The organism is Streptomyces sp. NPDC001231 (assembly GCF_042896885.1).
Lineage (GTDB): Bacteria > Actinomycetota > Actinomycetes > Streptomycetales > Streptomycetaceae > Streptomyces.
Window position 1 is genome coordinate 161738 of sequence record NZ_JBIAXS010000007.1, and the last position, 13763, is coordinate 175500.

At 70.2% G+C, this 13763-nt stretch carries 15 protein-coding genes; 11 read left to right on the forward strand and 4 right to left on the reverse strand.

Annotated elements, in window-relative coordinates:
* Positions 1–30: 30 nt before the first annotated feature.
* Positions 31–1218, forward strand: coding sequence for an amidohydrolase (locus ACFY3J_RS11180; RefSeq protein WP_384177676.1), 1188 nt, complete (start codon positions 31–33; stop codon positions 1216–1218).
* Positions 1219–1283: 65 nt separating this feature from the next.
* Here ACFY3J_RS11180 and ACFY3J_RS11185 read toward each other — a convergent pair whose 3' ends face one another.
* Both ACFY3J_RS11185 and ACFY3J_RS11190 read right to left on the reverse strand, forming a co-directional pair.
* Positions 1284–1646 carry an ABC transporter permease gene (locus ACFY3J_RS11185; protein WP_390840789.1) on the reverse strand — a complete coding sequence of 121 codons (363 nt, stop codon included), beginning with the start codon at positions 1644–1646 and terminating at the stop codon, positions 1284–1286.
* A 42-nt stretch (positions 1647–1688) separates the two neighbouring features.
* Positions 1689–1940, reverse strand: coding sequence for a hypothetical protein (locus ACFY3J_RS11190; protein ID WP_390840755.1), 252 nt, complete (start codon positions 1938–1940; stop codon positions 1689–1691).
* A 7-nt stretch (positions 1941–1947) separates the two neighbouring features.
* Here ACFY3J_RS11190 and ACFY3J_RS11195 point away from each other — a divergent pair, with 7 nt between their 5' ends.
* The 5 genes from ACFY3J_RS11195 (at position 1948) to ACFY3J_RS11215 (ending at position 6078) form a co-directional block, all read left to right on the forward strand.
* Positions 1948–2430, forward strand: coding sequence for a hypothetical protein (locus tag ACFY3J_RS11195; RefSeq protein WP_390840756.1), 483 nt, complete (start codon positions 1948–1950; stop codon positions 2428–2430).
* Positions 2334–2960 (forward strand): amidohydrolase family protein, encoded by a 627-nt coding sequence (locus ACFY3J_RS11200; protein WP_390840757.1) that lies wholly within the window; start codon positions 2334–2336, stop codon positions 2958–2960. The genes ACFY3J_RS11195 and ACFY3J_RS11200 overlap by 97 nt, the downstream gene beginning before the upstream one ends.
* Positions 2961–3143: 183 nt before the next feature.
* Positions 3144–3902 carry a calcium-binding protein gene (locus ACFY3J_RS11205; protein WP_384177682.1) on the forward strand — a complete coding sequence of 253 codons (759 nt, stop codon included), beginning with the start codon at positions 3144–3146 and terminating at the stop codon, positions 3900–3902.
* Between the two features lie 232 nt (positions 3903–4134).
* On the forward strand, positions 4135–4917 hold the full coding sequence (locus ACFY3J_RS11210) for a DUF5707 domain-containing protein (protein WP_384177684.1): 783 nt from the start codon (positions 4135–4137) through the stop codon (positions 4915–4917).
* A gap of 228 nt (positions 4918–5145) precedes the next feature.
* Positions 5146–6078: a hypothetical protein gene (locus ACFY3J_RS11215; RefSeq protein WP_384177686.1), complete on the forward strand. Its 933-nt coding sequence runs from the start codon at positions 5146–5148 to the stop codon at positions 6076–6078.
* Positions 6079–6332: 254 nt separating this feature from the next.
* Here the strand turns inward: ACFY3J_RS11215 and ACFY3J_RS11220 are convergent, their stop codons facing one another.
* On the reverse strand, positions 6333–8729 hold the full coding sequence (locus ACFY3J_RS11220; protein ID WP_384177688.1) for an HAD-IC family P-type ATPase: 2397 nt from the start codon (positions 8727–8729) through the stop codon (positions 6333–6335).
* Between the two features lie 203 nt (positions 8730–8932).
* On the opposite strand from ACFY3J_RS11220, the gene ACFY3J_RS11225 reads away from it, so the two are divergent.
* The 4 genes from ACFY3J_RS11225 (at position 8933) to ACFY3J_RS11240 (ending at position 11697) form a co-directional block, all read left to right on the forward strand.
* A complete protein-coding gene (locus ACFY3J_RS11225) occupies positions 8933–9148 on the forward strand; it encodes a hypothetical protein (protein WP_384177690.1) in 216 nt (71 codons plus the stop codon).
* Complete coding sequence (locus ACFY3J_RS11230) at positions 9145–9936, forward strand: IclR family transcriptional regulator (RefSeq protein ID WP_384177692.1); 792 nt, start codon at positions 9145–9147, stop codon at positions 9934–9936. The genes ACFY3J_RS11225 and ACFY3J_RS11230 overlap by 4 nt, the downstream gene beginning before the upstream one ends.
* Before the next feature lie 163 nt (positions 9937–10099).
* Positions 10100–10750, forward strand: coding sequence for a bifunctional 4-hydroxy-2-oxoglutarate aldolase/2-dehydro-3-deoxy-phosphogluconate aldolase (locus ACFY3J_RS11235; RefSeq protein ID WP_384177694.1), 651 nt, complete (start codon positions 10100–10102; stop codon positions 10748–10750).
* 5 nt (positions 10751–10755) lie between these two features.
* Entirely contained in the window at positions 10756–11697 is a 942-nt protein-coding gene (locus tag ACFY3J_RS11240) for a sugar kinase (RefSeq protein ID WP_390840790.1), read from the forward strand.
* Positions 11698–11780: 83 nt separating this feature from the next.
* Here ACFY3J_RS11240 and ACFY3J_RS11245 read toward each other — a convergent pair whose 3' ends face one another.
* On the reverse strand, positions 11781–12062 hold the full coding sequence (locus ACFY3J_RS11245) for a DUF2530 domain-containing protein (protein ID WP_384177696.1): 282 nt from the start codon (positions 12060–12062) through the stop codon (positions 11781–11783).
* 249 nt (positions 12063–12311) lie between these two features.
* On the opposite strand from ACFY3J_RS11245, the gene ACFY3J_RS11250 reads away from it, so the two are divergent.
* Complete coding sequence (locus ACFY3J_RS11250) at positions 12312–13763, forward strand: NCS2 family permease (protein WP_384177698.1); 1452 nt, start codon at positions 12312–12314, stop codon at positions 13761–13763.

A 13763-nucleotide genomic window follows, 5' to 3' on the forward strand; every position in this document is an offset into this window, starting at 1 on the left:
AGCCCTCGCGTTTCGGTATACCATTTCTGAATGGCTGATCTGATACTGACCAATGTCCGACCCTGGGGCATGAAGGCTGTCGACATCGTCGTCTCCGGCGGGGAGGTCCGCGATCTGGTACCCGCCGGTGCCGCGAGCGAGCCCGGCGAGCGGGTGGACGGCGGCGGACTGCTCGCCCTGCCCGGCTTCATCAACGCACACGCCCACGTGGACAAGAGCTGGTGGGGCCGGCCATGGGTGTCCTACGGCGGCGAGCCGACCACGCTGGGCCGGATCGCGCACGAACGAGCCGAGCGGGACGCGCTCGGCATTCCCAGCGCGGCCAACAGCCTCACGGTGCTGAGGGAGTTCCTGCGGCACGGCGTCACCGCGGTGCGCAGCCACGTCGACGTCGACCTCGGAGTCGGCCTGCGGGGGATCGACGCCGTCCGCGAGGCGGTGGACGCACTCGGCGGCGCGATCGAGGTGGAGATCGTCGCGTTCCCGCAGGACGGGGTGGTCCGCCGCCCCGGTGTCCTGGACCTGCTGGATCAGGCGGCGGCGAACGGTGCGACCAGTATCGGCGGACTCGATCCGGCGGCGATCGACCGCGATCCGGTGAAGCAGCTCGACGGGCTGTTCGACATCGCCGAGCGGCGCGGGGTCGGTATCGACATCCACCTGCACGACGGGGGCGCGTTGGGCGCCTTCCAGTTCGAGCTCATCGCCGACCGCACTCGCCGCGCGGGGCTGCGGGGGAAGGTCAACATCTCCCACGGCTTCGCCCTCGGGGAGCTGCCGCCGGAGCGGCAGGCCGATCTGCTCGACGAGCTGGCCGAGGCCGGCATCTCCTGGTCGACGGTCGCCCCGGTGCGCGTCGCGCCACTGCCCTGGCGCGGGATGCGGGACCGCGGGATGCCGGTGGGGCTGGGCACCGACGGGATCCGCGACCTGTGGTCGCCGTTCGGCGACGGTGATCTGCTGCGCGTGGCCCTGGATTTCGCGCGGCTGCACGGCATGCGGACCGACGAGGACCTCGCCCACGCGGTGGAACTCGCCACCACCCGCGCGGCGGGCTTCGTGCGCCGAGGCATCCACGACCTCGCGGCGGGCGCACCCGCGGACATCGTGCTGATCGATGCCGAGAACGTGCAGGACGCCCTGATGCGGGCGCCTCGCCGTGAACTCGTCATGTCCGGTGGGCGAGTGGTGGTCCAGGGCGGCGAGCTGCTGGTCTAGGACGGCAGGCCCAGACGTATTGCCCTGAGAGGTTCCCACCCCTCAGGGCAATGACGTGCGCGGGCTCAGTGGCGTACGAGGGCCGGCACGACGCCCATGATGACGTTCGGGATGATCTGCCGCAGGATGATGCTCCGGTGCGAGGCCCCGTAGGCCTGCGCGGCCTCGACGAACTCCTGCTCCCTGATCGAGAGCACCTGGCCGCGCACGACTCGGGCCAGGTAGGCCCAGCCGAAGAAGCCGAGGATGATCACCAGCGAGGCGATCGGTACCAGGCTTCCCGAGTCGAGGGCGGTGCCACGCAGCCGGGACTGCATGATCGGGGTCAGCGACAGCACCAGCAGCAGGTGGGGGGAGGCCAGGAACAGGTCCGTCACCCGGCTGATCACCATGTCGATCTTGCCGCCGAAGTATCCGGCGGACGGCAGGCGCCGCGGGCCGCCCGCGCCCGGCGGCGGCTCCCACCTCGCTCAGCCGCCGAGCACGGTGCCCAGGACCACCGACACCACCGTGGACAGCAGCGCGATGGTCAGGGAGATCCTCGCGCCGTAGGCCATCCGGGCGAAGATGTCGCGCCCGAGCCTCGGTTCGAGGCCGAGCCAGTGCTCGCTGGAGGGGAAGCGGTAGTACGGCAGCGGCAGGCCCGGCGCGTAGGAGGAGTCCAGGAAGTCCGGCCCCGTCCGGGAGGTGAACGGGTCCGATCCTTCGAGGGCCACCAACATGTAACTGGTGATGCCGTGCAGGGCGAGCTGGACCAGCGCGTACTCGCGTACCGCGCGGCGTTGCGCGGCGTCGAACACCGCCCGGGGCGCGGCGTTCGACGAGGAGGCCGGCCGGCGTGGTCTGGTCGAGGCGCTGCGTTTCCTGGACCACACCGCTCGGCTCGGCGATCCCCTGGTGACCGGGGTGCTGCTGCCGTGCCGGATCGAGACCCTGCTCCCCGAACTGCTCGGCGACGTCGCCCGGGCCGCGCGCGAGCGCGGCGCGCTGGTGCGCCTGCACGCTCTGCAAGGCATGTCGGAGCGTGACTACATCCAGCGAGCCTATGGCCGTACTCCGCTGCAACTGATCGCCGACTCCGGGCTGTTGTCCGACCGGCTGATCGTCCTCACGGGGTGGTGCTGGATGTGCACCCCGAGGTGCTCGGCAGGGACACCGGAGATGTCTCGGTGCTGGCCGACGCGGGCGTCTCGATCGTGCACTGTCCGCTGACGAACGCCCGATATGCCCACAACCTGCACACGTTCGCCGGCTACCGGGCGCGGGGGGTGAACCTCTGCCTGGGCACCGACTCCTTCCCACCGGACCTGATCCGGGGAATCGACGTGGGTACCCAGGTGGCCAAGCTCCAGGCCGGTGACCTGGGCCAGGGGCACCTCACCGGCTACTTCGACGCGCTGTGGACCGGTGGGGCGACCGCGCTGCACCGCCCGGATCTCGGCCGGCTGGCCGCGGGGGCCACGGCCGACCTTTCGGCGTGCGCTCTGGACGACTTCCGTACGGGTGTCACCGAGGATCCGCTGCGCACCCTGGTGCTCAACGGCACCGCCCGCGACGCGGTCCTGACGATGGTCGCGGGCAGGGTGGTCATGCGCGACGGCTCGATCCCCGGGGTCGATCTCACCGAACTGAGGCGAACCGGCCGGCAGTTGTTCGACATGATGCGCGCGGCCTACCCGGAGCGCGACCATCGCCGGCGCACGGTGGGGGAACTCTTTCCGCCGGTGTTCCCGCGGAGTTGAGCGGCACGGCACCGCCGGTTCGACCGGCTTCCACACATCCCCCGCATATCCCTCATCAGTCGTACAACCTTTCACTTCCGTCCCCGGTCATGTCAGTGGAGTCAGCAGACTCCTCAGGCGTGGACCGGGCGTGCGGCGGTGTCGAGCCGTGGCCGTCCGGCCTCTCGAACGTGGGGACAACACATGCGTATTCGTGCCTCTGTCGCCGTCGTGACCGGCGCACTGGCCCTGTCCGCCCTCGCCGTCCCGGCAGCGCAGGCCGACGGCGGTCTCGGCGACACCAGGATCACCAAGGTCGTCGTCGACGGCGACAACAAGGTGGCCATCTCGACATCCGGGCTGAAGACGATCAAGGTCAGTGTCACGGCGACGGACAACTCGGGCATCAAGCGGGCCGACTCGTTCACGCTGGAGGGGCCTGGCTACGGCTTCGCCACGACCGGCAAGCCCACCTGCGCCGTCGTCAACGCCACCACCTCGACCTGCACCGCCTCGGTGAAGGTCGACCCGAAGGTCGACTTCCTCAGCAACAACAACGCGGGCCGCTGGTACGTCGACGCGTGGATCGACGCCAACGACGGCGACTACGTCTGGAGGGAGAAGGCCGGTTCCTTCCTCTTCCAGCGCGCCTCCAAGCTCACGGCCGACGCCGCGCCGGAGCCGGTGAAGAAGGGCAAGACCATCACCGTCACCGGCACGCTCACCCGGGCCAACTGGGAGACGCTGAAGTACGGCGGCTACGCCTCCCAGCCGGTGAAGCTGCAGTTCCGCAAGAAGGGCTCCAGCACCTACAAGACGCTGAAGACCATCAAGACGGACTCCAAGGGCAAGCTGAAGACCACGACCAAGGCCACGGCCGACGGCTACTTCCGCTACTCCTTCGCGGGCAACTCGGCCACCTCGGCGGTCGACTCCAAGGCCGACTTCGTCGACGTGAAGTAGGCGGCACCGGACCTGCCCCGGCGCGGAAGAGCGGCGGCCGGCCTCTTCCCTGGGAAGTCCGGGGCGGCCGCCGCCACGCCGCTCACAGGAAATCCAGATCTCCGTGCAACCTTCTTCAGGGATCAGGGATCTGATCATGTGAGTCAGACAGACTCCACGATCATTGGGCCGGCGCCGAGGACGAACCGCGAGGAACGGCCGGCGCCGGCCCCTTTCTCCACCTGGGGAACGCATGCGTATACGAGCCACTGTGGCCGTCGCGACCGGCGCACTCGCCCTGACCGCCCTCGCCGTCCCGGCCGCCCAGGCCGACGACGTGTCCGGAGACACCAAGATCTCCAACGTTGTGGTGAACGGCGGCAAGCCGGTCGTGGTCGGCGCTACGGCCGCCAAGAGCGTCACCGTCACGTTCACCGCCACGGACGACTCCGGCATCGACTGGGCACAGGCGATCCTGTTCCACGGCCCGAACGTCGACAAGGCCGACAGCGGGGCGGTGGCCAACAGCAGCGACGGCACCGCCAAGTGCACCAAGGTGGACGCGACGACGTCGAAGTGCACCTCCACCTTCACCCTCCAGCCGCGGTACAACCTCATCAACAAGGTCGCCGGCACCTGGAAGGTGTGGGCCGTGGCCGCCGCCAAGGACGGCGACTACCTCCAGAAGGACAACGCCAAGAGCTTCAGCGTCCAGCGTCTGTCCAAGCTGACCACCGGCGCCAAGCCCAAGCCGGTGAAGAAGGGCAAGAGCGTCACCGTGACCGGGAAGCTGTCGCGGGCCAACTGGGAGAGCGGCAAGTACTCGGGCTACAGCGGTCAGGCGGTGAAGCTGCAGTTCCGTAAGAAGGGCACCACCACCTACAAGACGCTGAAGACCGTCAAGACGAACTCCACGGGCAGCCTCAAGACCACCACGAAGGCCACCGTCGACGGCTACTACCGCTTCAGCTTCGCGGGCACCTCCAACACCCCGGCGGTCAACGCCCCGGGTGACCTGGTCCGTGTGACGAAGTAAGCCACTCGCCGGGTAGCCGGCCCGGACTCTCCCGGGCCGGCTTCGCGGTCCGGCGCCGCCGGGCACAGACACGCCGCTCACAGGAAATCCAGATCTCCGTGCAACCTTCTTCACGGATCAGGGATCTGATCATGTGAGTCAGACAGACTCCACGATCATTGGGCCGGCGCCGAGGACGAACCGCGAGGAACGGCCGGCGCCGGCCCCTTTCTCCACCGGGGGAAACGCATGCGTATACGAGCCACCGTGGCCGCCGTGACCGGCGCCCTGGCCCTCTCCGCCCTCGCCGTGCCCGCCGCGCACGCCGTCGGTCCCTCCACCTACCGCGCGGACATCGCGAAGGTCTTCCAGGCCGCCCAGACGCCCTCGACCGCCAAGGCCGGGATCAGCGCCCGCGTCGCCGCCGACGAGGGCATGCCGTACGACCTGGACGTCACCTTCTCCAACCTCAAGGTCGCCAAGGCCCTCAAGGTCGGCACCGCCGGCCACGTGGCCACCACGATCACCTACACCATGAAGTTCGGCGCCGACGTGGACGTGCGCGCCAAGGACTTCTTCACCGGCCCGTACCTCTACAAGGGCTCCTTCGACAGGCCGCAGAACGTGCTCTTCGGCGACGCCCCGGCCAGCTGCTCCGTCACCTCGGCGACCACGGCCAACTGCAAGGGCAAGATCGACATCTACCCGGCTGACGGGGAACTGCGGAACGCCGACGCCGGTTCCTGGCGCGCGGGCGCCGTGGCCGTCGCGTACAACGGCCAGGACCTCGAGTCCAACGACATCGACTGGAGCAAGGTCGGTATCGCCGAGAAGGGCGGCCTCGGCACCACGCTGGTGCAGCGCAACTCCAAGCTGACCACCGGCGCCAAGCCCAAGCCGGTGAAGAAGGGCAAGAGCGTCACCGTGACCGGGAAGCTGTCGCGGGCCAACTGGGAGAGCGGCAAGTACTCGGGCTACAGCGGCCAGGCGGTGAAGCTGCAGTTCCGTAAGAAGGGCACCACCACCTACAAGACGCTGAAGACCGTCAAGACGAACTCCACGGGCAGCCTCAAGACCACCACGAAGGCCACCGTCGACGGCTACTACCGCTTCAGCTTCGCGGGCACCACCACCACCCCGGCGGTCAACGCCCCGGGGGACCTGGTCCGCGTGAAGAAGTAAGCCACTCGGCCTCCCGGTCGCAGCACTGGGTAGTGCTGCGACCGGATAGGTTCACCGGCTCGCGACGCCCGGCACGGCTCCCCCAAGCTCTTCGAGCAGGGGGGACCCCCAGCCGCGTTGTCGCATCACCCGAGTACGTCCAGTACGAGAGTCATGCTCCGCCTTGCGATGTTCCCCCACTGCCTGAACGGCGTGGGAGGTGCCCCCAGCACCGGACGCCGCGAGCTTCCCGGCAAACCTTTCCGGTCACAGCATTAGACGGGAAAGCGGCGGCCGGTCCATTTCCACAGGAACTCCAGGACGGCCGCCGCCACCACCGCGATGCCCACCGCGAGCCACGGCATGGCCGTGCCCTCCAGCTTCAGGGCGAAGAAGTCCTGGAGCGCGGGCACGGCCATGACGACGAGGAACGCCGCGCCCATCGAGGCCACCAGCGCGATCCGCCACCAGGTGTAGGGGCGGGCGACGATCGCCAGGACCCACATCGAGACCAGGAACAGCGTCAGCGTGGCCGCGCTGGTCTCCGCGTCCAGGGCGCCCGGGCCCGTGTAGTGGTGGCGGGCGACCAGATACGTCACGAAGGTCGCCACGGCGGCCACCACTCCGCCCGGTACCGCGTAGCGCATGACCCGCCGTACGAAGTGGGGCCGGGCCCGTTCCGTGTTCGGGGCGAGGGCCAGGAAGAAGGCCGGGACGCCGATGGTCAGCGTGGACAGCAGGGTCAGGTGGCGGGGCAGGAACGGATACTCCACCTGCGAGCAGACCACCAGCACCGCCAGCAGCACCGAGTAGACCGTCTTCACCAGGAACAGGGTCGCGACCCGGGTGATGTTGCCGATCACCCGACGCCCCTCGGCGACCACGGACGGCAGGACGGCGAAGCTGTTGTTCAGCAGCACGATCTGCGCGACCGCCCGGGTGGCCTCCGAGCCCGAGCCCATCGCCACGCCGATGTCGGCGTCCTTCAGCGCCAGCACGTCGTTCACGCCGTCGCCGGTCATCGCGACCGTGCGCCCGCGTGACTGGAGCGCGCCCACCATGTCCCGCTTCTGCTGCGGGGTGACCCGCCCGAACACCGTGCCCTCGTCCACGTCCCGGGCCATCTCGTCCCGCTCGGCGGGTAGCCGGCGGGCGTCCACGGCCGTGCCGTTGAGGCCGACCTTCGCGGCGACCGCGCCGACGGACACCGCGTTGTCGCCGGAGATGACCTTGGCGCGGACGTCCTGCTCGGCGAAGTAGCGCAGGGTCTCGGCGGCGTCGGGCCGCAGCCGCTGCTCCAGCACGACGAGCGCGGCGGGCCGGACGGTCCGGGCCACCTCCGGGTCGTCCAGGTCGCGGGCGGCGCGGGCGAGCAGCAGCACGCGCAGGCCCCGCTCGTTCAGCCGCCCGGTCTCGGCCAGGGCGGGGGCCTCGGCGGGCAGCAGCACGTCCGGGGCGCCCAGCAGCCACGTACTGGAATCGCCGTCGCCCTCGCTGAAGCTGGCGCCGCTGTACTTGCGGGCCGAGGAGAAGGGCAGCGACTCCACGCAGCGCCACTCCTCGCTGTCCGGGTAGGCGGAGATGATCGCCTGGAGGGAGGCGTTGGGGCGCGGGTCGGACTCGCCGAGCGCGCCGAGGACCTTGCGCACGTACGACTCGTCGTAGCCGTCCAGAGACCTCAACTCGGTGACGTCCATGCCGCCCTCGGTGAGGGTGCCGGTCTTGTCCAGGCAGACCGTGTCGACGCGGGCGAGGCCCTCGATGGCGGGCAGCTCCTGCACGAGGCACTGCTTGCGGCCCAGCCGGATCACGCCGATGGCGAAGGCGACGGAGGTGAGCAGGACCAGTCCCTCGGGGACCATGGGGATGATGCCGCCGATGGTGCGGGCGACGGACTCCTTGAGGTCGTTGTTCTTCACCACGAGCTGGCTGATGACCAGGCCGATCGCGGTCGGGACCATCATCCAGGTCACGTACTTGAGGATGGTGGAGATGCCGGTGCGCAACTCGGAGTGGACGAGCGTGAAGCGGGAGGCCTCCTCGGCGAGCTGGGCGGCGTAGGCGCCGCGGCCGACCCTGGTCGCCTGGAAGGCGCCGCCGCCGGCGACGACGAAACTGCCGGACATCACACGGTCGCCGGGCCGCTTGACGACGGGGTCGGCCTCGCCGGTGAGCAGGGACTCGTCGATCTCCAGACCGTCGGTCTCGACACAGGTTCCGTCGACGACGACCTTGTCGCCGGGGCCGATCTCGATGAGGTCGCCGAGGACGATCTCGGAGGTGGCGATCTCGACGGCGGTGTCGTCGCGGCGCACCGTGGGGCGGGCCTCGCCTATGACGGCGAGCGAGTCGAGGGTCTTCTTCGCCCGCCACTCCTGGATGATGCCGATGCCCGTGTTGGCGATGATCACGAAGCCGAACAGGCTGTCCTGGATCGGGGCGGCGAACAGGGTGACCACCCACAGGACGCCGATGATCGCGTTGAACCGGGTGAAGACGTTGGCGCGGACGATGTCGGGGAGGGAGCGGCTGCTGCGCACCGGCACGTCGTTGATCTCGCCGCGGGCGATGCGCTCCGCGACCTCGGCCGAGGTGAGTCCGGTCGGCCGGACGGCCGGGAGGGGCACGGGGTGCACCGGGTCAAGCTCTGCGCCCGCGTCGATATGCGTCATGCATTCGACGGTACGTGCGGTTGTGCGGCTTCACTCGTCGAGGGGGCGGAAGATCCGACCTGGGGAGGAGAGGCCTCGTACGACGGTCGTACGGGCGGTGCACGACGGGACGGCCGTCCCCGGGGACCGGGCCCAAGGGGCGGCACCGGACGTGGTCGGGCGACGCGGCGGTCAAGCCGGCCGTGGTGGCGGAACATTGTGCAATGCAGAACTTCTCCTTGCAATGCACGGCGCATGCCTATGATGCTGCGTGCAATCGGCGCAAGGCCCAGCACGCCGATCTGGCAACCTACGACGACTCACGGCAGTTCGCGGACGGTGTGGACCACGTGGTGATCGGCGGCGCGTTCGCACTCCGCGACGGCCACCTGCGCAACGCCACGGCCGGCCGCGCGATTCGACGAGGAGGCTCGTCTTGACCGACCGGCTCGCCCCCACTCCGGGCGCACGCAACAACTCGGCCTCGCTGCGCCGGGCGCTCGGGATCCTCATCAGGCTCGGCGACGACGTCGAGGGCCGCGGCTGCACGCTCACCGAGCTGGCCGCACAGCAGGGCCTGAGCAAGTCCACGGTGCTGCGGCTGCTCCAACCGCTCATCGACGCCCGCTTCGTCCAGGTCCTGCCGAGCGGCGCGTACCGGCTCGGCTGGCGCAACGCCCAGCTCGGCCAGGTGTACCTGGCCGGGAACGACCCGCACCGCGACACCCGCGACGTGCTGAAGGGCCTGTCGGAGGCGACGAGCGAGACCGTTCACCTGGTCACGGCGGACTTCCCGCACGTGGTCTACGTCGACAAGGTCGACAGCCCGCTTCCCGTGCGGATGGCCTCGCGGGTCGGCAGCACCCAGTCGGCGTACTGCACCAGCGTCGGCAAGGCCATGCTGGCCCACGCCGATGACGCCGTGGTCGACGCGGTGATCGCGGCGGGCATGGCCCCGCGCACCGGGAACACCATCACCGACGGCGACGCGTTGCGCGCCGAGCTCGCCAGGTCCCGTGCCCGCGGCTGGGCGATCGACGACGTCGAGAACGAGGCGGGGGTGCGCTGCGTCGCCGCCCCGGTCTTCGACGTGACCGGAGCCGCGACCCATGCGATCAGCGTGTCGGCGCCCGAGGAGCGCATGCCACCGGAGCGGGTCTCGCAAGTGGTGCCCCTGGTGAGAGCGGCGGCCCGCGACATCTCGCAGCGGTGGGGAGGCCGCGGATGACCACGGCCGCCCCGGTGACGGACCCGGCCGGAGCCCGCTCGCGCGGCGCGGCACAAGCTCGACCGGGTCCCGCTGACCACACCCGACCAACGGCGTGTCCTGCCTCGTCGAAGGCGACCAGGCAGTCCGCCTCCAGCACCCTGTTGTGAGAAGGAGCTGTTCCGTGGCCCAATCGGCGGCCCCCCTGCCCCTGCCCGTGGCCCTGACCGAGACCCGTGTCGTGGCCGTCCTGCGTCCCGCGACGACCGAGCACCTCGCCACCACCGTGGCCGCGCTCATACGCGCCGGAGTGCGAGCGATCGAACTGACCGCCACCACCCCGGATTTCCCGGCGGTCCTGGAACGGACCGTCCGGCTGTTCTCGGCCGACGCGGTGATCGGCGCCGGCACCCTCACCGACGAGGCCCTCACCCGCGCCGCGATCGACGCCGGAGCCGCGTTCGCCGTGTCTCCCGGCCTGGTGGACGAGCTGCCCCGGATCGCGTCCGCACACGGGGTGCCGAGCATCGTCGGCGCCTGGACGCCGTCGGAGGTGATGCGGGCCCACGCCCTCGGCGCGGACGCCGTGAAGATCTTCCCCGCCGCGGCCGGCGGCCCCGGCCACCTGCGCAGCCTGCGCGAACCGTTCCCCGGCATCCCGTTCGTCCCGTCGGGAGGGATCACCGTGGAGACCGCCGGCTCGTATGTGGCCGCCGGGGCGGTCGCGGTCAGCCTGGGCGGCGCGCTCACCGGCAGCGCGCTGCGCGACGGCGACGTATCGGTGCCGGCCCGGCGCGCGGCCACCCTGTTCAAGTCGATCGAGGAAGCGGTGTGAGCGCGATGGGTCCCGAAGTCGTCACCCTGGGCGAGTCCATCGGGCTGCTCACCCAGTCGGCGAACGTGCCGCTGATCCGGCAGCCGACCCTGCGGCTCGGCTTCGGCGGCGCCGAGAGCAATGTGGCCATAGGGCTGGCCCGGCTCGGCCACGCCGCGCACTGGATCGGCCGGCTGGGCACGGACGAGGTCGGCGAGCTCATCGCCCGGGAACTGCGCGCCGAGGCCGTCTCGACCTCGATCGTGCGCGATCCCGCGCCGACCGGCCTGATGCTGAAGAACCGGCAGGCCTCGGGCCGGGTGCAGGTCAGCTATTACCGCACGCACAGCGCCGGCTCCCGCCTCGCGCCCGCCGATCTCGACGAGGCCGTGATCGGCGGCGCGAGGATCCTGCATGTCACCGGCATCACGCCGGCCTTGAGCGCGTCCGCGTCCGACGCGGTGCGCAGCGCCGTCACCATCGCCGAGGAGCACGGTGTCACCGTCTCCTTCGACGTCAACTTCCGCTCCCGGCTGTGGCCGCGGGACCGGGCCCGCCCGGTCCTGAGCCATCTGCTCGGCAAGGCCGGCATCTTCTTCGCGACCACCGAGGAAGCCCTGCTGTTCACCGACGAGAAGGACCCCGAGGGGCAGGCGAGGGCCATCGCCGCACTGGGTCCCGGCCAGGTCGTGATCAAGCTCGGCTCCGCAGGCAGCGTCGCGTGCGTCGACGGGGTCCTCCACCGGCAGCGGCCCCAGCCGGTCGCCGCGGTCGACCCGGTGGGCGCCGGAGACGCTTTCGCCGCCGGCTACCTCAGCGCGGTGCTCGCCGGAGAGGACGCGGCCGAGCGCCTTCGGATCGCCGGTCTGTGCGGAGCCCGTGCCGTCACCGTCGCCGGTGACTGGGAGGGCGCTCCGTTCGCGGCCGAGATCGACGACACCGCCCACGACACCGACGTCGTCCGCTGACGCAGGCGGCCCCGGTCCGAGGGCCTTCGGCCGGGGCAGGCGCAGCCTGCCTCGGTCCGCTCACGTCGGGTGCGCGGGGGCGCCTACTCCGCGGACGTCGGCTGCTGCGGCAGCCCCGCCCGCTCCGCAGCCCGCTTGATGGCGGCGTCCCGCTTGCGGACGTACCAGATGCCGATCAGGCCCAGGCCGCCGCCGGCCAGGCAGGTCCACAGCCACCAGGTGTGGCCGTGGTCGTGGAACCAGCCGTAGAAGGGGAGCTGGACCAGGAAGAGGACGAACCACACGATCGTGCCGCCGGTGATGGTGGCGACCACGGGGCCCTCCAGGGGCTCCGGCGCCTCGTGCTTGGGGGTCCACTTCGCCATGGGCATCAGCTTACGGGGCCCGGGTGAGAAGCGTCCCGCCCCAGGCAGGGCCATGGTCTACGCGCGGAGATGGTCTTTTCGGCTTCATATGTTCATACTGAAACGGTCCGAGTCTGGCCACTTCTCTTCGTAGGAATCACCAAACAGGGTCGCGACAGGGACCTGGGGGAACCTGTTGGTCGTCGGTTTGGTTCGATCCCCGGTCCGGCTCGGAACTCCGTACCCACCCGCACCCTTGAGGTCACCCGCATGTCCACCTCGGCCACCGCCAAGGCTTCCGCCCCCGAGCAGCCGGGAACGCCGCCCCCGTACGGCGCTCTCGACCGCTACTTCAAGATCTCCGAGCGGGGCAGCACCCTGTCCCGGGAGGTCCGCGGCGGTTTCGCCACCTTCTTCGCGATGGCCTACATCATCGTGCTGAACCCGATCATCCTGGGCAGCGCGAAGGACATGTACGGGCACCAGCTCGACAACGGCCAGCTGGTCACCGCCACCGTCGTGACCGCCGCGTTCACCACTCTCCTCATGGGTGTCATCGGCAACGTGCCGATCGCGCTCGCCGCCGGCCTCGGCGTCAACACGGTCGTCGCGCTCCAGCTGGCGCCGCGCATGTCGTGGCCGGACGCCATGGGCATGGTCGTCCTCGCCGGCATCGTGGTGATGCTGCTGGTCGCCACCGGACTGCGTGAGCGCGTGATGAACGCCGTGCCGCTCGGCCTGCGCAAGGGCATCGCCATCGGTATCGGCCTGTTCATCATGCTGATCGGGCTCGTCGACTCCGGCTTCGTCTCCCGTATCCCGGACGCCGCCCACACCACGGTCCCGCTCCAGCTCGGCGCCACCGGTCACCTCAACGGCTGGCCGGTCCTCGTCTTCATCCTGGGCGCGCTGCTCACGCTGGCGCTGATCGTGCGCAAGGTGCCCGGCGCGATCCTGATCTCGATCATCGCGATGACCGTCCTCGCGGTCGTGATCAACTCCGTCGCCAAGGTGCCGTCCTGGGGTCTGACCACCCCGAAGTGGCCGGGCAGCCCGGTGTCCACCCCCGACTTCGGCCTGCTGGGCAAGGTCAGCCTGTTCGGCGGCTTCGAGAAGGTCGGCGTGCTCACCGGCGTCCTCTTCGTCTTCACCGTGCTGCTGTCGACCTTCTTCGACGCCATGGGCACGATCATGGGCATCAGCGACGAGGCGAAGCTGACCGACGCCCAGGGGCAGATGCCCGGCATCAACAAGGTCCTCTTCGTCGACGGCATCGCGGTCGCCGCCGGTGGCGCCAGCTCCTCCTCCGCCACCACCTGCTTCGTGGAGTCGACGGCGGGCGTCGGCGAGGGTGCCAGGACCGGCTTCGCCAACGTCGTCACCGGTGCCCTGTTCGCCGTGGCGCTGTTCCTGACCCCGATCGCCACCATGGTGCCGTCCCAGGCGGCCACCCCGGCCCTGCTCGCGGTGGGCTTCCTGATCCTGTCCGGTTCGGTCAAGGAGATCGACTGGGCGGACTACACGATCGCCATCCCGGCCTTCGTGACGATGGTGATGATGCCGTTCACCTACTCGATCACCAACGGCATCGGCATGGGCTTCATCACCTTCGTGGTGCTGCGCCTGGCGGCCGGCCGCGGCAAGGACATCCCGGTGGCGATGTACGCGGTGGCGGCGGTCTTCGCCTTCTACTACCTGATGCCGGCCCTCGGCCTGACCTGA

Coding starts and splice junctions, on each gene's coding strand:
- ACFY3J_RS11180 (WP_384177676.1), top strand. CDS start 31: ATGGCTGATCTGATACTGACCAATGTCCGACCCTGGGGCATGAAGGCT.
- ACFY3J_RS11190 (WP_390840755.1), bottom strand. CDS start 1,940: ATGTTGGTGGCCCTCGAAGGATCGGACCCGTTCACCTCCCGGACGGGG.
- ACFY3J_RS11205 (WP_384177682.1), top strand. CDS start 3,144: ATGCGTATTCGTGCCTCTGTCGCCGTCGTGACCGGCGCACTGGCCCTG.
- ACFY3J_RS11210 (WP_384177684.1), top strand. CDS start 4,135: ATGCGTATACGAGCCACTGTGGCCGTCGCGACCGGCGCACTCGCCCTG.
- ACFY3J_RS11215 (WP_384177686.1), top strand. CDS start 5,146: ATGCGTATACGAGCCACCGTGGCCGCCGTGACCGGCGCCCTGGCCCTC.
- ACFY3J_RS11220 (WP_384177688.1), bottom strand. CDS start 8,729: ATGACGCATATCGACGCGGGCGCAGAGCTTGACCCGGTGCACCCCGTG.
- ACFY3J_RS11225 (WP_384177690.1), top strand. CDS start 8,933: ATGCAGAACTTCTCCTTGCAATGCACGGCGCATGCCTATGATGCTGCG.
- ACFY3J_RS11240 (WP_390840790.1), top strand. CDS start 10,756: ATGGGTCCCGAAGTCGTCACCCTGGGCGAGTCCATCGGGCTGCTCACC.
- ACFY3J_RS11245 (WP_384177696.1), bottom strand. CDS start 12,062: ATGGCGAAGTGGACCCCCAAGCACGAGGCGCCGGAGCCCCTGGAGGGC.
- ACFY3J_RS11250 (WP_384177698.1), top strand. CDS start 12,312: ATGTCCACCTCGGCCACCGCCAAGGCTTCCGCCCCCGAGCAGCCGGGA.